Origin of the sequence: Dialister micraerophilus DSM 19965 (genome assembly GCF_000194985.1) — a bacterium.
In the GTDB taxonomy this organism is placed as follows: Bacteria; Bacillota; Negativicutes; order Veillonellales; family Dialisteraceae; genus Dialister; species Dialister micraerophilus.
The window spans coordinates 209427-231133 of sequence record NZ_GL878519.1 but is presented as its reverse complement, the minus strand read 5'-3'; the positions used below and the strand labels follow the sequence as shown (position 1 = coordinate 231133).

18 protein-coding genes, 1 tRNA gene, 1 other RNA gene and 1 pseudogene are annotated in these 21707 nt (G+C 33.9%); 19 read left to right on the top strand and 2 right to left on the bottom strand.

Annotated features, from left to right (window positions below; all coding sequences use genetic code 11):
- The first annotated feature begins 67 nt into the window (after positions 1 to 67).
- The 7 genes from HMPREF9083_RS06630 (at position 68) to rnpB (ending at position 5292) form a co-directional block, all read left to right on the top strand.
- The gene (locus HMPREF9083_RS06630) at positions 68 to 301 is read left to right on the top strand and encodes a CHC2 zinc finger domain-containing protein (RefSeq protein ID WP_007555537.1); all 234 of its coding nucleotides are present in this window, start codon (positions 68 to 70) and stop codon (positions 299 to 301) included.
- A complete protein-coding gene (gene dnaG, locus HMPREF9083_RS01120; RefSeq protein ID WP_256998172.1) occupies positions 294 to 1859 on the top strand; it encodes a DNA primase in 1566 nt (521 codons plus the stop codon). The genes HMPREF9083_RS06630 and dnaG overlap by 8 nt, the downstream gene beginning before the upstream one ends.
- Positions 1860 to 1892: 33 nt before the next feature.
- Positions 1893 to 3017 carry an RNA polymerase sigma factor RpoD gene (gene rpoD, locus HMPREF9083_RS01115; RefSeq protein ID WP_007554368.1) on the top strand — a complete coding sequence of 375 codons (1125 nt, stop codon included), beginning with the start codon at positions 1893 to 1895 and terminating at the stop codon, positions 3015 to 3017.
- 63 nt (positions 3018 to 3080) lie between these two features.
- Positions 3081 to 3155: transfer RNA gene (locus HMPREF9083_RS01110), tRNA-Ile, on the top strand.
- A 54-nt stretch (positions 3156 to 3209) separates the two neighbouring features.
- A complete protein-coding gene (locus tag HMPREF9083_RS01105) occupies positions 3210 to 3893 on the top strand; it encodes a tRNA (adenine(22)-N(1))-methyltransferase (RefSeq protein ID WP_007554463.1) in 684 nt (227 codons plus the stop codon).
- The gene (locus tag HMPREF9083_RS01100) at positions 3890 to 4915 is read left to right on the top strand and encodes a Nif3-like dinuclear metal center hexameric protein (protein WP_007555535.1); all 1026 of its coding nucleotides are present in this window, start codon (positions 3890 to 3892) and stop codon (positions 4913 to 4915) included. The genes HMPREF9083_RS01105 and HMPREF9083_RS01100 overlap by 4 nt, the downstream gene beginning before the upstream one ends.
- A gap of 32 nt (positions 4916 to 4947) precedes the next feature.
- Positions 4948 to 5292, top strand: an RNA gene (gene rnpB / locus HMPREF9083_RS06190) — RNase P RNA component class A.
- A 368-nt stretch (positions 5293 to 5660) separates the two neighbouring features.
- Here the strand turns inward: rnpB and putP are convergent.
- Both putP and HMPREF9083_RS01090 read right to left on the bottom strand, forming a co-directional pair.
- Complete coding sequence (putP, locus tag HMPREF9083_RS01095) at positions 5661 to 7151, bottom strand: sodium/proline symporter PutP (protein WP_007555534.1); 1491 nt, start codon at positions 7149 to 7151, stop codon at positions 5661 to 5663.
- A gap of 30 nt (positions 7152 to 7181) precedes the next feature.
- Positions 7182 to 8342, bottom strand: coding sequence for a nucleotidyltransferase family protein (locus tag HMPREF9083_RS01090; RefSeq protein WP_007555533.1), 1161 nt, complete (start codon positions 8340 to 8342; stop codon positions 7182 to 7184).
- A gap of 108 nt (positions 8343 to 8450) precedes the next feature.
- Between HMPREF9083_RS01090 and HMPREF9083_RS01085 the strand changes: the two genes are divergently transcribed.
- The 12 genes and pseudogenes from HMPREF9083_RS01085 to HMPREF9083_RS01030 all read left to right on the top strand — a co-directional run bounded on the left by HMPREF9083_RS01085 (position 8451) and on the right by HMPREF9083_RS01030 (position 21631).
- Entirely contained in the window at positions 8451 to 9023 is a 573-nt protein-coding gene (locus tag HMPREF9083_RS01085) for a hypothetical protein (RefSeq protein WP_007555532.1), read from the top strand.
- A 17-nt stretch (positions 9024 to 9040) separates the two neighbouring features.
- Positions 9041 to 9310 (top strand): DUF4321 domain-containing protein, encoded by a 270-nt coding sequence (locus HMPREF9083_RS06770; protein WP_007554395.1) that lies wholly within the window; start codon positions 9041 to 9043, stop codon positions 9308 to 9310.
- 28 nt (positions 9311 to 9338) lie between these two features.
- Positions 9339 to 10022 carry a RadC family protein gene (gene radC / locus HMPREF9083_RS01075; protein WP_007554316.1) on the top strand — a complete coding sequence of 228 codons (684 nt, stop codon included), beginning with the start codon at positions 9339 to 9341 and terminating at the stop codon, positions 10020 to 10022.
- A 118-nt stretch (positions 10023 to 10140) separates the two neighbouring features.
- Positions 10141 to 12243, top strand: coding sequence for an excinuclease ABC subunit UvrB (gene uvrB / locus HMPREF9083_RS01070; RefSeq protein ID WP_035062541.1), 2103 nt, complete (start codon positions 10141 to 10143; stop codon positions 12241 to 12243).
- Between the two features lie 15 nt (positions 12244 to 12258).
- A complete protein-coding gene (uvrA, locus tag HMPREF9083_RS01065; RefSeq protein ID WP_007555529.1) occupies positions 12259 to 15117 on the top strand; it encodes an excinuclease ABC subunit UvrA in 2859 nt (952 codons plus the stop codon).
- Positions 15101 to 16955 (top strand): annotated as a pseudogene (gene uvrC, locus HMPREF9083_RS01060) (excinuclease ABC subunit UvrC). Before uvrA ends, uvrC begins: the two are co-directional and overlap by 17 nt.
- A gap of 179 nt (positions 16956 to 17134) precedes the next feature.
- Positions 17135 to 17320, top strand: coding sequence for a 50S ribosomal protein L32 (gene rpmF, locus HMPREF9083_RS01055; RefSeq protein WP_007554439.1), 186 nt, complete (start codon positions 17135 to 17137; stop codon positions 17318 to 17320).
- A gap of 102 nt (positions 17321 to 17422) precedes the next feature.
- On the top strand, positions 17423 to 18439 hold the full coding sequence (locus tag HMPREF9083_RS01050; protein WP_155800563.1) for an ABC transporter substrate-binding protein: 1017 nt from the start codon (positions 17423 to 17425) through the stop codon (positions 18437 to 18439).
- 131 nt (positions 18440 to 18570) lie between these two features.
- Positions 18571 to 18840, top strand: coding sequence for a 30S ribosomal protein S15 (gene rpsO, locus HMPREF9083_RS01045; RefSeq protein WP_007554389.1), 270 nt, complete (start codon positions 18571 to 18573; stop codon positions 18838 to 18840).
- Positions 18841 to 18965: 125 nt separating this feature from the next.
- Positions 18966 to 19553 carry an XTP/dITP diphosphatase gene (locus HMPREF9083_RS01040; protein WP_007555525.1) on the top strand — a complete coding sequence of 196 codons (588 nt, stop codon included), beginning with the start codon at positions 18966 to 18968 and terminating at the stop codon, positions 19551 to 19553.
- Positions 19554 to 19641: 88 nt separating this feature from the next.
- Positions 19642 to 20415, top strand: coding sequence for an adenosylmethionine decarboxylase (gene speD / locus HMPREF9083_RS01035; protein WP_007554399.1), 774 nt, complete (start codon positions 19642 to 19644; stop codon positions 20413 to 20415).
- Positions 20416 to 20428: 13 nt separating this feature from the next.
- Positions 20429 to 21631: an NAD(P)-dependent malic enzyme gene (locus HMPREF9083_RS01030; protein WP_035062539.1), complete on the top strand. Its 1203-nt coding sequence runs from the start codon at positions 20429 to 20431 to the stop codon at positions 21629 to 21631.
- Positions 21632 to 21707: the final 76 nt, after the last annotated feature.

Here is a 21707-nt window from a genome sequence, read left to right as displayed (position 1 = left end):
AGGTAGATAAAAGAACTGACTTGTTTTTGTCAGTTCTTTTTGTTTAAAACGCAAAACGGAGGATTTGATGAAAAATTTCGACAATAATTTTATTCAAAGAATAAAAGACAGTCTTCCGATTGAACAAGTTATAGGTGCATATGTTCCTCTAAAGAAAAAAGGCAGAAGTTTTTGGGCATGCTGTCCGTTTCATCAAGAAAAAACACCGTCATTTTCAGTTTCTCCTGATAAAGGTTTCTATCATTGTTTCGGATGTAATGAAAGCGGAGATATAGTATCTTTTGTTGAAAAAAATGGATAATATAACTTTTCCCGAAGCCATAGAAAAATTAGCTGAAATAGCAAGAATTGAAATTCCTGAAAAGGAAATGACATATGAAGAAAAGAAAAAAGCCGAACTTTCAAAACAAATATATGACGTTACGGAATTGGCGAGCATATATTTTTATAACTGTCTTACAAAAACCGACATCGGAAAAGAAGGATATGAATATTTTTTAAAAAGGCATTTATCGGATGAAATTATAAAAAAATTCAAATTGGGATTTGCACCGCCGGAGTGGCATAGATTATACTCCGATTTTACTTCAAAAAAGAAAATAAGCCCGGAAATATTACAAATAGCAGGGCTTGTAGGATATAAAAACGGAAAACACTATGATATTTTCCGAAACAGATGTATGTTTCCTATTTTGAATTTGAAAGGGAAAACAGTTGCATTCGGCGGAAGAGTGATGGACGACAGTTTACCGAAATATCTAAACTCTCCCGAGTCGGTGATATTCAATAAAAGAAGATTGCTTTTTGCTTTGTATCAAGCGTTACCGGAAATAAGAGAAAAACGTCAAGCGATTATGGTTGAAGGTTATATGGACGCTATAAGTCTTCACGCACATGGTATAACAAATGTAGTTGCATCATTGGGAACGGCATTTACAATTGAACAAGCACGTTTACTTAAAAGATATGCCGATGAATTGATATTCAATTATGATATGGATGCTGCAGGACAAAATGCAACAAAACGCGCATTGGAAATTGCCGGTAACGTAGGATTGAAACTCAGAGTAGTAAGATTGGGCGACGGAAAAGATCCGGACGAATTTATAAATGCACATGGAAGAGAAGCATACTTGGAAAGCGTTGCACAAGCACAACCTGCTACCGATTATCTTTTTTCGGCGGCATTGAAAAGATACGACAGCAATACACTTGAAGGGCAACAAAAAATTCTTGCAGATATGTTTGATGTCTTGCTTGCGAAAGGAAACTCATTTTATTTCAACTCGTTTATTGTAAAAATGGCAAGACGAATGCAAATGGATGAAGGACTTATAAGAAGTGAAGCATTGCGTTATGCAAGAAAAAAGAATTCAAATGTATTTATTTCACAGAAACAATCCGAAAAAATAAAATCTGAAGACTATGAAACAAAATACAATATGAAAAGGCAAAAATTATTGGAAGAAGGATTTTTCAGGTACTGTCTGTTTAATAATAAATTGCCGGAAGGGTGGGAACTGCTTAAAAAATACGAATTTGCAGATGATTTTCATAAAGAATTGTTCCGAATATTGGAAAAACTTAGTGAAACAAATATAACTGAAAAAGAAACGGAAAAATTATTACCGAGAGAATATGTACCACGATTGGCTGAATTGTTGATGAATTCAAACTCTGTAGGAAATTTGCCTATGGAAGAATACATAAGACCTTTGAAAAAAGTATATTTACAAAGAGAATATCGTGTCCATACGCAACGTGTTGCAGAACTTTTAGAGACAGATCCGCAAAAAGCTCGTGAAGAGCAATTGATTTGTATAAAACTGAGTGAAGAGATCCGTAACTTGAGTAAATAAAGCAACGGATGGTTTATACCAAGGAGAACCGGTATGCGTAAAAAAGAAGAATATAAAAATACAGGCAAGTTGGAAGAATGGATTGAAGAGTTAAATGAAAAATCCGATAAAGACGGAATGATATCCGGAGATATAGTAAATGATTTTGTAAATGAAAATCATATTGATATAGAAGGATTGGATTTGTTAAATGCAGCTCTTCATGAACATGGTATAGATGTCTATATGAACGTACCGGGAGATGAAGATTCAGAAGAGAATAATAAACCCTTGAAGAAAATACAGCCCAAACCTTCAAAAAGAGTATCTCAAGGAATTGACGACCCTGTAAAAATGTATTTGAAAGAAATAGGTACGGTGGACCTTCTTACAGCAGAAGAAGAAGTAACTTTGGCAAAAGCGGTGGAAAAAGGATTACTTTTAGGAGCGACCGAAGAAGAAAAAATAAATGCCGACAAAGCGAAAAAAGCACTTTCAGATGCAAATTTGAGACTTGTAGTATCAATTGCAAAAAAATACTTGGGAAGAGGACTTCAATTTTTGGATTTGATACAAGAAGGAAATTTGGGACTTTTGAAAGCCGTAGATAAATTCGATTACACAAAAGGCTATAAATTCAGTACATATGCAACATGGTGGATAAGACAATCAATTACACGTGCAATTGCGGATCAAGCGAGAACGATAAGAGTACCGGTTCACATGGTTGAAACAATAAACAAATTAAATCGAATATCACGACAACTTTTGCAAGAAAAGGGAAGAGAACCTACAGAATACGAAATAGCAAAAGCTATGGACGTAAGTGTAGGGAAAGTAAGAGAAGTAAAAAAAATAGCACAAGATCCTATTTCATTGGAAACACCGATAGGAGAAAAAGAAGACTCACATCTGGGAGATTTCATAGAGGATCAAGATGCAATAGCGCCGGACGATGCCACTGACTCGATATTGCTTAAAGAACAAATTGAAGAATTGCTTACAAATCTGACGGACAGAGAACGCCAAGTTCTTGAACTCAGATTCGGACTCAAAGACGGAAGACCGCGCACACTGGAAGAAGTAGGAAATAATTTTGACGTTACAAGAGAACGTATAAGACAAATAGAAGGTAAGGCACTTACAAAATTAAAAAAATTAGCAAAAAATCTTTTATAAAATTTGAATTAAAGTCTTGACGTTAAGTATAATTACTGTTAAAATAACATATGTTGATAAAACGGGCCTATAGCTCAGTGGTAGAGCCGACGGCTCATAACCGTCTGGTCCCAGGTTCGAACCCTGGTGGGCCCACCAGCAAATTATGAAGGTTGAGCAATATGCTCAGCCTTTTTTTATAGGAAAAAATATATGTACTTAAAACCGAGATTGCGTGCAGTAGCAAATATGATACCTGACTGTGAATGTTTTGCAGATATAGGAACGGATCATGCTTATATACCTATTGCAATGTTAAAAGAAAAAACAGCAAAAATTGCAATAGCGTCCGACATAGGTATAGGACCTCTCAAACATGCACAAGAAAATATAAAAAAAGAAAATCTTGAAAATAAAATATTTATCCGTATAGGTGCAGGACTGGCTTCTATAAAAATGAATGAAATAAACGGTGCTGTAATAGCCGGCATGGGCGGAAAAATGATTAGAAAAATACTTGAAAACGACAAAGAAAAAGCGGAAGCAACGGAATGGTTTGTGCTTCAACCGATGAAAAATGCACCGGAACTGAGAAGATGGCTTGTAAACAACGGATATATAATATGTGAAGAATCACTTGCAAAAGAAGATTGGCATATATATGAAATACTGTTTGTGAAACATGGGGAAATGAAAATTGAAGATGAATTTTATTATGAAACGGGAGTAACGGAAAATATAAAAAAACATCCGTTGTATAAAAATTTTTTAGAAAGAAAAATTTACAAAAGAAAAAGACTGTTATCAATGATAAATGAAAATACATCTGATGAAAAACAAAAGGGGAAAAGAAAAATCGCGGAAATTGAACTGAAAAGAATGGAGGAAATGCTATGAAAGCCAAAGTAAAAGACATAATAAACATAATGAATCATTTAGCACCGAAAAAATTTGCAGAATCATGGGACAATCCAGGACTTCAAATAGGAAATCCCGACAGAGAAATCGAAACCGTGTTAACAGCATTGGATGTAACAGTGGATGTAGTGAAAAAAGCTGTAGAGAAAAAAGCTGGAATGATTATTACACATCATCCGCTTCTCTTTAAACCTTTAAAATGTATAGATATGACAACCGAAAAAGGAAAAATAATAGAACTTCTCATATCAAACAATATAACAGCGTTTGCTGCACATACAAATTTGGATACAGCACAAAACGGAGTAAATGATGCACTCGTAAACATTTTAAATTTAAAAAAATGTACAGGAATGGTACCCGGATATGTGCATGACATTTATAAACTTGTAATTGAAACTGAAGAAAAAAACAGAAATTCAATGCAAAAAGAATTTTCATTTGAAAAAAATTCGGAAGTTGAAAAAAACTTAAAAAATTATGTAAAATTTGAAATATGCGGAAATAAAGAGTACATTTTGGATTTAAAAGAAAAAATATCTGAAAAATATGAAAATGTAAATTTTGAATGCTATGAAATGAAATTTTCCGGAAAACAGGAAATGATGGGAAGAATAGGATATCTCGAACACGAAATGACAGGAAGAGAAGCTCTGGAATACATAAAAGAAAAATTGAAACTGCCGGTTATGAAATTTGCAGGAGATGTAAATAAAACCGTTAAATGTATAGGAGTTCTCGGAGGTTCAGGCTCGGGATTTGCAAAATACGCACAAAAAGGCGGAGCGGATTTATATTTAACAGCGGATTTGAAATATCATGACGCACAAGACATAGCAGGCAGCGGACTTCTTGTAGCGGACGGGGGGCATTTCTACACTGAAAATGTCATAGTTGAACCGCTTGCGGAAATATTGCAAAAAGAATGTAACAGACTTAAATACGATGTAAAAATAGAAGCATACAAAGACGGAAAAGACATTTTCGGATATATTATTTGAAAATATTAAATAAGAGTGTTATACTTACGCTGCGAGCAGAAAAGATGATTGCAGGCTTTAAAGCGTGAGGAAAGTCCGAGCTCCGCAGGGCAGGATGCCGGATAACGTCCGGCGAGGGTGACCTCAGGGAAAGTGCCATAGAAAAGGAAACCGCCGTTTTACGGTAAGGGTGGAAAGGTACGGTAAGAGCGTACCGGCAACTTGAGTAATCAGTTGGCCTGGTAAACCCCATCCGGAGCAAGACCGAATAGGGAAGGGTTGAAGTTGCCCGCTGACCTTCCGGGTTGTGTCGCTCGATCTGTAGAGCAATCTGCAGACTAGATAGATAATCATCACCGTTTTACGGTACAGAACTCGGCTTATTGAATGCTCGCTTGCAAATTAACAACTGTTTTATACAGTTGTTTTTTTATTGCAATTTTTTAGTCTTTCGAGTTTTAAAATCGGCAAAATAGAAAATTACCAAATATGATTGTAGAAACAAAAGGATATATTATAAAGGATAATTTAATATTATACATTGAACATTATGCAAATATTATATTGTATTTACAATAAAGTGTGGCCGGAAATAATATTAAACAATTAAGTGTATATAAAAGTGGAGAAATAATAGAGGTATATTTGGTATATGTAAGTATGTATATGTTAATGAATATATTATGATGGTAAAGCAATGAAGTTTAAGCAAAATGAAAACCGGCGTATTGGACGCCGGTAAATATTATGGTTTTATATTTTTAATTCAGTTATGATTTGAGAGTTTAACTGCCTGTTCAAAGTGTTCATAAATTTCTTTTGACGGTTCTGAGTCCGCAAGACTGAATATAATAATTGCTAAGATAGATATTATAAATCCGGGAATGAGTTCATAAATTCCGAACCAATTGAATTGTTTCCAAATCAATACAGTGATTCCACCTGAAATAATTCCTGCATATGCACCCTTTAGTGTCATTCTCTTCCAATATAATGACAGTAAAATTGTAGGTCCGAAACATGCACCGAATCCTGCCCATGCATATGAAACTATGGAGAATATATAACTGTCAGGATCAGATGCTAATACAAGTGAACATATAGATACAATTAAAACTGTAATTCTACTTACTGAAAGTAACTGTTTTTGTGATGCATTTTTATGGAAGAATGAATTGTACAAATCTTTTGAAACTGCAGATGCTGTAACAAGCAGTTGAGCAGATGCGGTACTCATTATTGCAGCCAATACGGCAGACCAAATCAGACCGGTTATAAACGGACTTGAAAGTGATTCCGCCATTATAATAAATACTCTTTCGGCGTCTGCATTTTGAAGTGCCGGATGAAGATATGCTTTACCTACCACTCCCATAGCTATTGCAAATCCTAGTGATAATACGACCCATGTCATTGCTATGTTTGTAGATTTTTTCAATTCTTTGGAGTCGCTTATTGCCATAAATCTTACAAGTATATGAGGTTGACCGAAGTATCCAAGTCCCCAACCTAATGAAGAAATAATCATTACAAGCATTGCCATTCCACCGGTAGATGAGGGGAAGAATGAAAAGAAATCTGCGCCTACATCGGATAATGCATTTAGTGTAGGTGTGGTGCCTCCTAATGAAATTGTTGCCGCAACAGGTATATAAATTACAGTGAAGAACATCATTGTACCCTGAATCATATCTGTCCAAGCCACGGCACTGAATCCACCTAAAAATGTATAAAATATAACTACAAATGCGCCGATTAAGAGTGATGTCGTATAGGGTAAACCGAATATTGTATTAAATAATTTTCCGGCTGCAACAAATCCGGATGAAGTATATATGATAAAGAACAATATTATAAAAATTGCACAAATAAGTCTTAATCCATTTTTTGTATCACCGAATCGGTTTGATAAATAATCGGGAATTGTAAGTGAATTGTTTGCAACTTCGGTGTAATTGCGTAATCGTTTTGAAATGAATACCCAATTCAACCAAGTTCCTACAACAAGTCCTATGCCTGTCCAAAAAGCCGAAAGTCCGTTTAAATAGGCATATCCCGGAAGTCCCATCAACATCCAACCGCTCATGTCCGATGCTTCGGCACTCATTGATGTAAGCCAGGGGCCGAGTTTTCTGTCACCTAAAATATATTGGGATAAATTTTTTTGTTTATTTGAATAATAAACACCTATAGCCATCATACAGCCTAAGTATAAGCAAAAGGCTAAAATAATTTGTAAGTTTACGGTTGTTTCCATAATGTACCTCATTACGTTGAATTCTGTTGATTATTTTATGAAAGGTGATTTAAAATAATCTTTTTTACCGGTTCTGAATTTTATATTTTTCATACAAAGAGCCTGTAAATCAGTTGCAATTAAGTCAAATTTCAGCATTGAAGATGCATATTCGTCAATTTCTTTTAATGCTGTAGGTATTCTTGTGATTACAGGAATTTTTGCTTTTTTAAGCAGATAAGTTTTATTTTTGTTTGCTGCTAAAATTCTTGCATATAAAGGTTTCGGATGAAATGAAAAAGTTGAACGACACCCTCTTTTGGTGAAGAGCAGTGAAGCACCTATTCGTTTAAGTCTTGTGTATAGATATCGCTTGTTTTTTATTTGGTCAAGCATTTCTGTATATGTTGGGTAAAGAGTGTTTTTATGCCAACGATTTTCCAATCCTTCCGTAAACAAGCATGATGTTTTCAGTTCGTCAATTGTAAATAATCTGCTTTGTAATAAACACATATCATAGTAGCGTTCGACAGATAAATAATTACCGTTTTCTATACATTGTAAAACTTCGTCCGAAATAAGTTTTTTATCGAAATTTGAAAGTGTGCTGTTACTTATTTTTTTTCTTATTTCCGTTGCAGATATAGGATTTTCAGTATTTCTTTTCACAGTAATTATTTTTAAAGGTAGCTTATGAGTATATATAGCATCTGCATAACGAAATGCTAAAATGTTATTAGGTTTGGTAAGTTCTTTTGAAAGATAGGAAGAGTGATTTTTAAATGCTTCTGTCAGTGCCGAGGCATATGATAAACCGTTTTTCAATTCATTATGAAATTTGTTTTTAAATGAATTTGTGTGGATATAAGAAACGGCATTATATATTTCCTCTTCAGATAGTGATTCTGTACCGAATGCAATAGCATCGCATCCCATGGCTGAAAGCAATAATACTTGATTTTCAGAGAAATAATCTGCACTTTGAAGTGCGCAGAGTGCGGGAAATTCTATAACTACATCTATACCGTTTGTTATTGCCCATTTTGCTCTAGTCCACTTGTCGAAAAAAGCCGGTTCTCCTCTTTGGACGAAAGAACCGCTCATTGCAGCTATAAAACTTGCTTCAGGATATTTTTTTTTCAATGTTGAAATCATTGATTTATGACCGGCATGGAACGGATTCCATTCAGCCGGAATTCCTATATAGTTCATTAAGAACTCCTTGTTATGAAAGTATATTTATTATTTTATCATATTATTATATGTGTAAGCCATGTATGCTATAATATTTCTAACTAAATAAAGATTCGGGGTTGAATTATGAAAAAATCGAAAATTTATGTAACTTTAGTTTTGCTTGCAGTTATAGTTTTTATATCGGTTTATGGAAGTAGAAGTGCAGATGATTCTTTTGTTTTCGGGAAAAGCAGAGTGTATTGTGCCGGAAGTGTAATTACATTGAAGACTCCTTTCGAGTTGGCTGTAGACGGGAAGCAATCGGATCTGTCACAAAATAATTCCGACAGCGTTGTAGCTGCAGGCTCTGACGGAAATCTTGAAATTTTGGTTTTCGGTTATAAAGCCGATGAGAATACTTCTCCGGCAATAATTCTTAAAGAGCAATGTGAATTGCTTAAAACAAATGAAAATATATCTGATTTACATTTGAATGTCGGAAATGCGACAGTCGGAAATATTAATGCACATACAATAGATGCAACATTCAATGAAAGTTTAAAAAAGGGAAATGTAAATCTTGTGGTAAAATCTTATATTTTTCAACAAAATAAAACGGTTTGGAAAGTTATTTATCAATATGAAAAAAATAACGAGGTAGGAAGTTTGTTGATGAATAAACTTGACGGGAAAATTACAAACGGATTTACATTTTAGTGTGAGAGGATTTAATTATGCGTTCAGGTAAGGGTAGAGGTATTTTTTACCTTTTATTGTTTATTCTTTTAGGCGCTCTAATAGGTGGAGTTTTAGGACAGTTGCTGTCAAATGTAACTTTTTCCGGTATAATGCCGTATTTGACGCAAACATATGAAATATTTAATTTTAATGATATATATTTGAATTTTGCGGTTTTGCAAATTCATTTCGGAGTGCGTTTCGCACCGAATATGTTAAGTATCATAGGAATATTTATTGCATGGTGGATTTATTATAAATTTTAAAAGTCGGTCTTTTATCGGAGAATGTGTTATGAAAATAAAAGATATGAGGTCTGAAGATAAGCCGAGGGAACGATTTGCAATTTCTCCTAAAAATGCACGAATGGCGGATTTGATTGCAATTTTACTCAGAACCGGTAGACAGGGACGGTCGGTTTTGGAAATAGCCGAAGATGTAATTGATGAACTCGAAAGATTTACCGATGTAAGTATGTTCGATGATTTGGATTGGAGAGATCTTGTTCATATTGACGGAATAGGTAAAGATAAAGCTATTACATTGTGTGCCGCTATCGAGTTAGGCAGAAGATTGTCGTCAAGGTTTTTGAAAACTGAATTGAAAAATTTCGGAAATCCGTCAAATGTGGCAAAGTATTTCATGGAAGAGTTGAGACATAAAAATCAAGAACATTTTTTAGTGTGCTATCTTAATATAAAAAATAAGTTACTTGGGTATCGTGAAATAACAAGGGGAGGTTTGCAAGAGACTGTAGTTGACATAAAGGAAGCTTTAAAGTGGGCATTGCGTTTTAAAGCTTATGCAATTATTCTTGTACATAATCATCCGTCCGGAGTTCCGGATCCTTCACGTGAGGATATACGCACTACCGAGAGATTTGTAAAAGCGGGGAAAATTTTAGATATCGTAGTTTTGGATCATATAATTATCGGTGACGGTAATTTTAAAAGTTTGGCAGAAATGGGATATGTTTAGTAAACATGCACTTTGTTCTTACAGAGTGCATGTTTGTTTTATTAAATATTGAATGTTATGAATATATTGATGTATAATGAAATAGAACTGTTGTTTTGTGTTTTTGAAAGAAGTTTTTATGAAAAAATATATAAAGAGATACTATACAGGTGAACAAAAAAAATTCAAATTGGAAGCTCCTTTTGGACCTAAGGGCGATCAACCTAAAGCTGTTGCGTCATTGGTGAAGGGGCTTAATGAAGGACATTGGGCACAAGTTTTATTGGGTGCCACAGGGACGGGTAAGACATTTTCGATGGCAAAGGTTATCGAGAGTGTGCAACGACCGACTTTGATTATTTCACCTAATAAAACTTTGGCAGCACAGACGGCAAGTGAATTTAAAGATTTTTTTCCGAATAATGCAGTTTATTATTTTGTAAGTTATTATGATTATTTCCAACCGGAATCATATATACCTCAGACTGATACATATATAGCTAAAGATTCTTCAAGAAACGAAGAAATCGACAGATTGAGGCATTCGGCGACAATGGCTCTTTTTGAGCGTAGAGATGTTATTATCGTTGCATCCGTTTCTTGTATTTACGGATTGGGAGATCCGGAAGATTACAGTACTATGGGTTTATCATTACGGCCCGGTGAAGAAGTATCGAGAGATGAAATCATCGAAAAGTTGGTAAATATGCAGTATTTAAGGAACGATTTAAATTTTACAAGAGATACTTTTCGTGTAAGAGGAGATACTTTGGATGTATTTCCGGCTTCATCAAATAATACCGGTGTTCGTATAGAAATGTTCGGCGATGAAATTGATCGTCTTACCGAATTTGATATAGTAAGCGGTGAAACTGTATCCGAAAGAAATCATATAGGGATTTTTCCGGCATCGCATTATGTTACGACGTCTGATAAAATGAAACGTGCCGTTCAAACGATAGGGGAAGAATTAGCCGAACGATTGAAAATTTTAAGAGAGCAAGACAGATTACTTGAAGCACAGCGTTTGGAGCAACGAACAAATTATGATTTGGAAATGATGCAAGAGATAGGATATTGTTCGGGTATTGAAAATTATTCGAGACATATGTCGCAAAGGAAAGCAGGCGAGCCTCCGTATTCTTTGTTGGACTATTTTCCGGATGATTTTTTGATTATGATTGATGAATCTCACGTTACCGTTCCGCAGTTACGTGCGATGTATAACGGAGACAGATCAAGAAAGATAACTTTGGTAGATTACGGTTTCAGATTACCGAGTGCTCTTGATAACAGGCCTCTGACTTTTGATGAATTCACTGAGAGAATAAATCAGGTTATATATGTATCCGCTACTCCCGGTCCTTATGAGATGGGAGTACAAACTAATTTGGCTGAGCAAATTATACGACCGACAGGACTTTTGGATCCGAGCGTTGAAGTACGTCCTATAGAGGGACAGATTGATGATGTAATATCAGAAATTCGTAAACGTAAAGATTGTAATGAACGTGTTTTGATTACTACTTTAACTAAAAAAATGGCGGAAGATTTAACCGATTATCTTATGGATGCAGACATAAAGGTAAGATATTTACATTCAGATATTGCAACTATAGAGCGTGCTGAAATAATAAGAGATTTACGTGCAGGTGTATTTGATGTTTTGGTAGGTATAAACCTTTTAAGAGAAGGTTTGGATATGCCGGAAGTTTCACTGGTTATTATATTGGATGCAGATAAAGAAGGATTTTTAAGGTCTGAAACTTCGATGATACAGGTAATAGGTCGTGCGGCACGAAATGCGAGAGGGCATGTAATTATGTATGCCGATAGTATAACGGATTCAATGAAGTACGCGATAGAAGAAACCGAACGTAGAAGAGAAATTCAAAAGAAATATAATATTGAGCATAATATTATTCCTCATACGATACAAAAAAGAGTTAAAGATTTGATAAATCTTACAAAGCTTGAGGAAAAAAGTGTTGCGTATGAGTTGAATTCGGATAAAAGAAATTTATCCGATGAAGACTTGTTCAAACAAATGAAAAGAGTAGAAAAAGATATGAAAAAAGCCGCTGAACTTATGGAGTTTGAAGAGGCGGCTTTATGGAGAGACAAATTATCTGAACTTAAACAAGAATGGAATGAACGACATGGAGTACGTGCAGGCGATGTTATGAAAAGATATGAGAGTGTAAAAAAACGCATAAAAAGGCCTGTAAAAAAAAGAATATAAATTAAAAGGAGTGCTATGAAAAAGGGTATTGTTATACAAGGTGCAAGGCAGAATAATTTAAAAAATATAGATATTACTTTACCGCGTGATAAATTTATAGTTTTTACCGGATTATCCGGTTCGGGAAAATCATCTTTGGCTTTTGATACTATTTATGCTGAGGGTCAAAGAAAATATGTAGAATCTTTATCGGCTTATGCACGTCAATTCTTGGGACAAATGAATAAACCCGATGTTGATAAAATAGAGGGACTTTCTCCTGCAATATCTATAGATCAGAAATCTACAAGTCATAATCCGAGATCTACTGTAGGTACTGTAACCGAAATACATGACTATCTTCGTATGTTATATGCTCATGCCGGAAGAGCTTTTTGTCCTAAATGTAATCAACCTATAAAAAAACAAACTGTAGATCAAATTGTCGATTCTTTAATTTCTTTGAAGGACAGAACGAAACTTTTGATATTGGGACCGGTAGTTGTTGCAAAAAAAGGTACTCATAAGCGTTTGTTGGATGAATTGCGTAAAGAAGGTTATGTACGTGTAAGAATTGACAAGAAAATTTATATTTTAGATGAAGATATAAATCTTGAAAAGAATAAAAAACATACAATTGAAGTTGTAGTAGACCGAATTTTGATAAAAGAAGGAATAGCACAAAGACTTACCGATTCTGTAGAAACCGCATTGAAACTCGGTGACGGAATGGTAATAGCTGCTGTTATAGACGGAGAAGAATATATATATAGTGTACATTTCGCATGTCCGACTTGCGGTATTTCGCTGCCGAAGCCGGTACCCGGAATTTTTTCATTTAACAATCCCTTTGGTGCCTGCCCTGCATGCATGGGACTCGGTGCATCATTGGAAGCAGATTTCAACCGTATAATTCCTGATACAAAATTATCTTTCAGATTGGGTGCAATAAAGGCTTTTACTGTAAATAAAGAATCTTGGCTTATGCGTCAGCTTGGTGCATTTTTGAAATATTACGGTTTAACTATGGATAATTCTTTTGACGATTTGCCGGAAGAAGCAAAACAAGAATTTATGTATGGAGGAAAAGAATTATTGAAATTCAGCTATACAAATATGCGCAATGAAACAAAAACGTATGAGCGTGTTTTTGAGGGCATATTACCTATGGTTAAACGTAGATATGAAGAAGCTTTTACAGATAAAATGAAAGAAGAGTTACGATCGTATTTAAAAGAAAAAGATTGCATGGAATGTCATGGATTCAGATTGAGAAAAGAAAGTTTGGCTTTTCGTGTAGGAAATAAAAATATTTCAGAAATTTCAAATATGTCCGTAACTGAGCTTTTGAATTTTTTTAAAAACATAAAACTTACCGAAAAGGAAAAAATAATAGCAGAACAGATATTGCAAGAAATTTGTTGCAGACTTGAATTTTTAAAAAATGTAGGACTTGATTATCTTACGCTTTCAAGAAATGCGACAACTCTTTCCGGTGGAGAAGCTCAAAGAATAAGATTAGCAACACAAATCGGTTCAGGATTTGTAGGAGTTTTGTATATTTTGGATGAACCTTCAATAGGTTTGCATCAGAGAGATAATGAGAAACTTTTAAATACTCTTAAAGGTATGCGTGATTTAGGAAATACTTTAATTGTAGTGGAACATGATGAAGAAACTATACGTGAAGCCGATTGGGTTGTAGATATAGGACCGGGTGCCGGTGAACATGGAGGTTATGTAGTAGCGAAAGGAACTCCAAGAGAAGTTGAAAAAGTCGAAAAATCAATCACCGGACAATATCTTAAGGGAGAAAAATATATTCCGTTGCCGGAAAAACGCAGAAAAGGTAACGGAATGTTTATTGAAATTAAAGGGGCGAGTGAACATAATTTAAAAAATATAAATGTTAAATTTCCTTTAGGAGTTATGACTGCGGTAACCGGTGAATCCGGATCCGGTAAAAGTACATTGGTAAATGATATTTTGTTTTGCGGATTATCCAATATAAAAAACGATACAAATTATTATACCGGTAAATATAAAGAAATAATCGGATCCGAATACATAGATAAAATTATCGCAATAGATCAGCAACCTATAGGACGTACACCGCGTTCAAATCCTGCCACATATACAGGAGTGTTCAGTGACATACGTGAATTGTTCAGTCAGACTTCTGAAGCAAAAATGCGAGGATATAAACCCGGAAGATTCAGTTTTAATATAAAAGGCGGTCGTTGTGAAGCGTGTCATGGTGACGGAATTATAAAAATAGAAATGCAATTTTTATCGGATGTTTATGTACCTTGTGAAGTATGTAACGGAAATCGTTATAACAGAGAAACCCTTGAGGTACGGTATAAAGGTAAAAATATTTCAAATGTTTTGAACATGACGGTAGAAGAAGCAATAATTTTTTTTGATAATCATCCTAAAATTTTACGAAAACTTAAAACATTGAATGAAGTAGGATTGGGATATATACATTTGGGACAACCGTCTACTACAATGTCGGGAGGAGAAGCGCAACGAGTAAAATTGGCAACTGAATTGATGCGTGTTGCCACGGGAGATACGTTGTATATACTTGATGAACCTACAACAGGATTGCACAGTGAAGATATAAGAAAATTGTTGACGGTTTTGCAAAAACTTGTGGAATCCGGTAACACCGTAGTTGTAATAGAACATAATTTGGATGTGATAAAAGTCGCTGATTACATAGTAGATTTAGGTCCCGAAGGTGGAGACGGGGGAGGAGAATTAATTGCAAAAGGAACACCTGAGGAAATTTGCAAAAGTGAAATTTCATATACCGGTCAATATCTGAAAAAGGTAATTGAGAGAACAAAAAAGTTGATGAAAGGTAATGTTCATGATCGAGGTCAATGACATAATAAAGAGTAAACTTGAAAATCTTCCTTCGTCTCCCGGTGTATATAGATGGAAAGATAAAAACGGAAAAGTAATATATGTAGGTAAAGCCGTAAATCTCAAAAACAGAGTAAAATCCTATGTAAGAAACGATAAAAATAAATCACCGAAAGTTATTTCGATGATAAAACATGCTGAAGATTTGGATATAACAATTACAAAAAATGAATTGGAAGCATTGATACTTGAGTGTAATTTAATAAAAGAATTACAACCTAAATACAATATTTCTTTACGTGATGATAAAACTTATCCATATCTGAAAGTTACTGTAAATGAAAAAATGGCCGAGAATATATATAACCAGAAATATCAAAAGAACGGACGGTGCAAGGTATTTCGGTCCGTTTACGGATGTAAGTTCACTGCGAAAAACGCTGAAAATTGTAGGAAAATATTATCCGATACGAACATGCAGAAATATGAATGTAACTCGTCCATGTTTGCAATACCATATAAATCTTTGCTCTGCACCATGTTGCAATTTAGTTTCTCAAGAAAAATATAATGAATATGTAAAAAAATTATGCAATATTTTTGAAGGTAAAAGCTATGAAATTATAAAAACATTGAAAGAAAAAATGAAAGAAGCATCTGAAAATTTGCAATTTGAAAAAGCAGCAATGTATAGAGATGAAATAAATGCCGTAAAAAGCGTTCAACAACGTCAAAATATTGTTTCAAAAGAAGGAGATTTTGATGTTATAGGAATGGCAAGAACTGAAAATTATGCTGCGTTTGAGATTTTTTACATAAGATATGGCCGCATGGTCGGGAAAGAGAATTTTAATATATCCGGAACTGAAGATGAACGTGATGAAAGTATTATTGCTGCATTTTTAAAAAATTTTTACAGTTCAGATAATATAAATATTCCGAAAGAGATAATCATTTCAAAAATTCCTGAAGATTTTGAACTTATAAAAAAATGGCTTTCAGGTATAAGACATAACGATGTATCTTTAATTGTTCCGGAACGCGGATTTAAAAGAAAACTTAAAGAAATGGCCATTGTAAATGCGACAAAGTATTTATCTGATAAAAAAATACAATGGGAACATCAAAAAATGCGTGAGCAAGGAGCATTGATAAAACTCAAGGAAATATTAAAACTTCCGAAAATTCCTGAACGTATAGAATGCTTCGATATTTCACACAATCAAGGATCTGAAACTACCGGGTCAATGGTGGTTTTTGTAAACGGACGTCCGGAGAAAAAAGCATATAGAAAATTTAAATTAAAAACTACACAAGGCAAACCCGATGATTTCAAATCAATGGCAGAAGTAATGGAAAGAAGATATAACGATAAAAAAATCGGAAGAAATCCGGATTTAATAGTTCTTGACGGTGGGAAAGGTCAACTGAATGCAGCAGTTCCTTTAATAAGAAATTCAGGTATTGAAGCAACTGTAATAGGACTTGCAAAAAGAATGGAAGAAATTTATCTGGAAAATCAAACTGAACCTATTGTTATCGACAGACATGATGAAGTGCTTCACTTATTACAATTTGTTCGTGACGAATCACATCGATTTGTTATAAATTATCATAGACAATGGATATCTAAAAGAAACAGAGAGTCAATTTTAGATCACATAGAAGGAATAGGACCGGTAAGGAGAAAAAATCTTTGGGCTGCTTTTCGTACACTTGATGACATGAAAAAAGCGAGTGTTGAAGAACTGCAGAAAGTAAAAGGTATCAACAAGAAAGTTGCTGAAAATATTTATAATTTTTTTAGAATGAAGAAAGATGAAAAACAGCAAATATTATATAATAGTAAAAAAGATTAAATTAAAAAATGAAAATGTAAAAAAATCATTTTGGAAGTATGATTTTATTTGACAAATATGTATTTTACACTTATACTAAGTAAGTTGATAATTATATTTGGTGGAAACTTGTAGACTGCACCGAGCGTGTAGTACACAGAATAAGGCTTAAGCCTAATAATGGTAAGGAGGTGCGAGATATGCCAAGTCCAAAAAGAAAGCATTCTAAATCTCGTCGTGATAAGAGACGTGCAAACTGGAAATTGACAATTCCGGGTCTTGTGGAATGCCCACAATGTCATGCGATGATTGTTCCTCACCACGTGTGCTCGGAATGCGGTTTTTATAAAGGAAAGTCCGTAATTCAGGCAAGTGCGGAAGCATAAATAAGTCTATAGGCACTCCGAAAGGAGTGCTTTTTGCTTTAAATGAAATTTCAACTTTTAAATTTTAATTCATCTGAAAATAAATTTATGAGGGGAGTTTTAATGCTTAAAAATCGATATGTACATATCATGTTTGCATTTACAGTGTTATTAATTGCATTTTTCATATATAAAAACATTTCGAAAACTTATGAAGTTTCTCCTATACTGAAGAAAAATAATTATAAAATATGTATTTTAAAAAACGGAGAAACAGTTGATGAAACTATAGAAAAAGGAATTATTGAAGCATTGAATTCGAGCGGATATAAAAAAGGCAAAAATTTAACAATCGAAATTATAAAATGTAGCGGTATAAAAGAAGAACAAAAAAAGCAAGTACGTAATTTAATAAAATCAGATAAAGATTTAATAATAACAATAGGACCTGAAATGACTGAAGCAATAACAACGCAAACAGATAAAGTTCCTGTTGTTGCAATAGGTGTTTCTGATATATATGTAAAAAAACATGCTCAAAACAAGTATAATTTAACAGGTGTTTTAAAAAACGATTTGATATTACAAGAGTTAAATACGATAAACAGAATAGTTCCTATAAAGAATATCGGTATTGTATACAATACGAATAATCAAAATTCAATAAATCGTTTAAAATATATGAAAGAAGTATTGAACAAACAATTTAATATAAATATTTTAGACATTGAATTTATCAACATGAATAATTTTATTGAAAAAATAGGAAAAATTAAAGATAAAACAGATGCAATATATATTCCTGAAAATGAAATATACTATTCGTATTTTGATAAAATAATAAAAAAATTAAATGATGAAAAAATACCGGTTATTTCAGACGGTGCAGTAATGGTTGAAAAGGGTGCATTACTTTCTGTAACTGCAGAAAATTACAGGATGGGATTTGATGGAGGTCTTTTAGCTGCAAAGCTGTTGGACGGAAATATAATTCCATGTGAATTATCTTTTAAGAATGAAACGGATCCAGATATATTTATAAATATGGCAGAGGCGAAAAAACTTAAACTGAAGATACCTTCTGATATTTGGCAAAAAGCACGTAAAATGTATTTATATGAAGGACAGAGTGCAAATTGAATTTCAATTAGTTAAAACTGTTGAAAAATAAGTGCTTGATGTGTATAATAAGTTAAGTGTGAACTGTATCTGGGTTTATCGACTCTCCGACGATTACGCGGATATAGCAATTTATTTTTTAGGAGGAAATTATGATTACAACTGAACAGAAGAAAGAAATTATTGCCAAGTATGCTGTGCATGAAGGAGATACAGGATCTGCAGAAGTACAGATTGCTATTTTATCCGAAAGAATAAGACAGTTAACTGAACATTTGAAGTTGCATAAAAAAGATCATCATTCACGCCGCGGATTGCTCAAGATGGTAGGTAAACGCAGAAATATGCTCGAATATTTACGTCGCAGCAATTTGGAACGTTACAGAGCTTTGGGTGAAAAACTCGGATTAAGAGTAAAATAATTAAAGAACCGGTCAAGTTGGCCGGTTTTTTGCATATATTTTAAAATTGAAGTTTAATATCAATATGCAAAAGTTTAGATGGAATTTGTTGTATAATACAAAAAAGAATCTTGAGGAGGAGCAAGATGAAAATAGTTTTGGCAACAAAAAATAAAGGTAAAATAAAAGAATTTAAAAAGGTTTTTTCGGAATTGGGATGGGAAGCAGTAGCAATTTCAGATATTGCATATGTTAAAGAGCCTGAAGAAACAGGGAAAACTTTTGAAGAAAATGCTATAAATAAAGCGAAATATTATTCGAAAGCTGTTTCAATGCCGGTACTTGCCGATGATTCCGGAATTATAGCTGATGTATTGAAAGATAGACCGGGCATTTATTCTGCAAGATATGCAGGTGTTCATGGCGATGATAAAGCCAATAACAGTAAATTGGTAGATAAATTAAGACTTTATAAAGAAAATGAACGTTCCGGATATTACATGTGTGTTATAGCATTGGTATGGCCAAACGGAAAAGTTATTACGGCACAAGGAAAATGTGAAGGTATAATTCGTGATTTTGAAGAAGGAGAAAACGGATTCGGTTATGACCCGTTATTTTATTTACCTGAAAAAAAGTGTACTATGGCACAATTGACACTTGAAGAGAAAAATAAAATAAGCCATAGAGGTAAAGCTATTAAAAATTTAATCGAGAAACTTAAAAAACTATAAAAAGTGTACATTTTTAAAGGAATAAGTTTATGCTATAATAGTTGTGTCGGTTTTTAAAGATATATTACATGGAGATGTTGGTAAACTAATGAAAAAGAAGAAATTGAAACTTTTGGGATTTAATAACCTGACAAAAACATTAAGTTTTAATATGTACGATATTTGTTATGCACGTACAGAAGAGGAAAGAGCGAATTATATTGCTTATATTGATGCGGAATATAGTGCTGAAAGGTTGACGCAAATACTTAAAACCGTTTCAGATATTATAGGAGCAAGTATTTTAAATATAGCGCAGCAAGATTACGATCCTCAAGGTGCAAGCGTTACAATGTTGATTGCGGAAGAACCCGTAAAAAATGAAAAACAAGATGTTGTAATGCATCTTGATAAAAGTCATATAACCGTGCACACTTATCCGGAAATGCATCCGCAAGATGGGATTTGCACATTTCGTGCAGATATAGACGTATCTACTTGCGGTAAAATTTCACCGTTGAAAGCATTGAATTTTTTATTGAAATCATTTGAAGCGGATATAGTAAATGCAGATTATCGTGTAAGAGGGTTTACAAGAGATGTAAACGGAAAGAAGATTTTTATAGATCACAGTATTAATTCTATACAAAACTATATGGACGTAGAATTAAGAAATAAATACAATATGATAGATGTAAATGTTTATCAAGATAATATATTTCATACCAAAATGTTACTTAAGAGTTTTGATTTGGAAAATTATCTTTTCGACTTAAAAGTACAGGATTTAAATCAAAAGGAAATAAAGAAAATACGTAGACTTTTAAAACAAGAAATGTATGAAATATTTAATGGAAGAAATCTTCCTGCAGTTAAAGATTAAAAAGGAGAGTATTATGGATTTAAAAGAAGAAGCAATGAAGTTCAGAAAAGAAAATCATCAAATTATATCTACGTCATTGACTACCGATGTAAAAGATCGTCATGATCTTGCAATAGTATATACACCGGGTGTAGCTGCTCCATGTCTTGCAATTAAAGAAGATGAGGATAAATCTTTGGAACTTACTTGGAGAGGTAACGCAGTCGCAGTAATTTCAGACGGAACTCGAGTTTTAGGATTGGGAGATATAGGTGCTGCAGCTGCAATACCGGTTATGGAAGGTAAAAGTGCATTATATAAACGTTTCGGTAATATAGATGCTATTCCGATCGTGATTGATACAAAAGATAAAGATGAATTTATTCATACGGTCCAATTACTTGAAAAATCATTTGCAGGAATTAATTTGGAAGATATATCTTCACCGAAATGTTATGACATAGAAGATGAATTGAAAGAAACAATGAATATTCCGATTTTCCATGATGATCAACATGGAACTGCAATTGCGGCATTGGCAGCTGTTCTCGGTGCATTGAGATTAGCAAATAAAAAAATTGAAGATGTAAAGGTAGTTATGAACGGTGCAGGTGCAGCAGGTACAGCAATTGCAAAGTTGCTGCTCGGTGCAGGTGTAAAAAATGAAAATATGATTGTTTTGAACAGTAAAGGTATTTTGTACGATAACGGCAAACTTGACAGAGTACAAACCGAACTTGCAAATCGTGTAAATCCGCATAAGAATAAAGGGACTTTAAAGGATGCCGTTTGCGGTGCGGATGTATTGCTCGGATGTTCGGCGCCCGGAGTATTTACTGAAGAAATAGTGCAAAGCATGAATGAAAAGAACATAGTATTTGCTATGGCAAATCCGAATCCGGAAATGATGGAAGAAGATGCAAAAAAAGCCGGAGTGTTTATTTTCGGAACAGGAAGAAGCGACATGCATAATCAGGTAAATAACTCATCGGTATTCCCCGGACTGTTTAGAGGAGCTTTAGATGTTCGTGCAAAAAAAATAAATGAAGAAATGAAGTTGGCAGCTGCATATGCATTGGCTAATTTAATGGGTGACAGCGAACTGACAAGAGATAATGTAGTAGTAGATGTATTTGATAAGCGTGTTCCATATGCAGTAGCAAAGGCAGTAGCAAAAGCAGCTATAAAAACAGGAGTTGCAAGAGTTGATCAATTACCTGAAAAGTATCAGGACTGATATGAATTGTATTGACAAAATATAAATATTTTACAAACCGACGTATTGATATAAATAATACGTCGGTTTTAGTTTA

Excerpts from the sequence above, each read along its gene's own strand:
- HMPREF9083_RS01050 (WP_155800563.1), top strand. The coding sequence starts at position 17,423 with ATGCTTAAAAATCGATATGTACATATCATGTTTGCATTTACAGTGTTA.
- rpsO (WP_007554389.1), top strand. The coding sequence starts at position 18,571 with ATGATTACAACTGAACAGAAGAAAGAAATTATTGCCAAGTATGCTGTG.
- dnaG (WP_256998172.1), top strand. The coding sequence starts at position 294 with ATGGATAATATAACTTTTCCCGAAGCCATAGAAAAATTAGCTGAAATA.
- HMPREF9083_RS01040 (WP_007555525.1), top strand. The coding sequence starts at position 18,966 with ATGAAAATAGTTTTGGCAACAAAAAATAAAGGTAAAATAAAAGAATTT.
- uvrB (WP_035062541.1), top strand. The coding sequence starts at position 10,141 with ATGAAAAAATATATAAAGAGATACTATACAGGTGAACAAAAAAAATTC.
- HMPREF9083_RS01090 (WP_007555533.1), bottom strand. The coding sequence starts at position 8,342 with ATGAACTATATAGGAATTCCGGCTGAATGGAATCCGTTCCATGCCGGT.
- radC (WP_007554316.1), top strand. The coding sequence starts at position 9,339 with ATGAAAATAAAAGATATGAGGTCTGAAGATAAGCCGAGGGAACGATTT.
- HMPREF9083_RS01100 (WP_007555535.1), top strand. The coding sequence starts at position 3,890 with ATGAAAGCCAAAGTAAAAGACATAATAAACATAATGAATCATTTAGCA.
- HMPREF9083_RS01105 (WP_007554463.1), top strand. The coding sequence starts at position 3,210 with ATGTACTTAAAACCGAGATTGCGTGCAGTAGCAAATATGATACCTGAC.
- HMPREF9083_RS01085 (WP_007555532.1), top strand. The coding sequence starts at position 8,451 with ATGAAAAAATCGAAAATTTATGTAACTTTAGTTTTGCTTGCAGTTATA.
- uvrA (WP_007555529.1), top strand. The coding sequence starts at position 12,259 with ATGAAAAAGGGTATTGTTATACAAGGTGCAAGGCAGAATAATTTAAAA.
- rpmF (WP_007554439.1), top strand. The coding sequence starts at position 17,135 with ATGCCAAGTCCAAAAAGAAAGCATTCTAAATCTCGTCGTGATAAGAGA.
- speD (WP_007554399.1), top strand. The coding sequence starts at position 19,642 with ATGAAAAAGAAGAAATTGAAACTTTTGGGATTTAATAACCTGACAAAA.
- HMPREF9083_RS06630 (WP_007555537.1), top strand. The coding sequence starts at position 68 with ATGAAAAATTTCGACAATAATTTTATTCAAAGAATAAAAGACAGTCTT.
- HMPREF9083_RS01030 (WP_035062539.1), top strand. The coding sequence starts at position 20,429 with ATGGATTTAAAAGAAGAAGCAATGAAGTTCAGAAAAGAAAATCATCAA.
- HMPREF9083_RS06770 (WP_007554395.1), top strand. The coding sequence starts at position 9,041 with ATGCGTTCAGGTAAGGGTAGAGGTATTTTTTACCTTTTATTGTTTATT.
- putP (WP_007555534.1), bottom strand. The coding sequence starts at position 7,151 with ATGGAAACAACCGTAAACTTACAAATTATTTTAGCCTTTTGCTTATAC.
- rpoD (WP_007554368.1), top strand. The coding sequence starts at position 1,893 with ATGCGTAAAAAAGAAGAATATAAAAATACAGGCAAGTTGGAAGAATGG.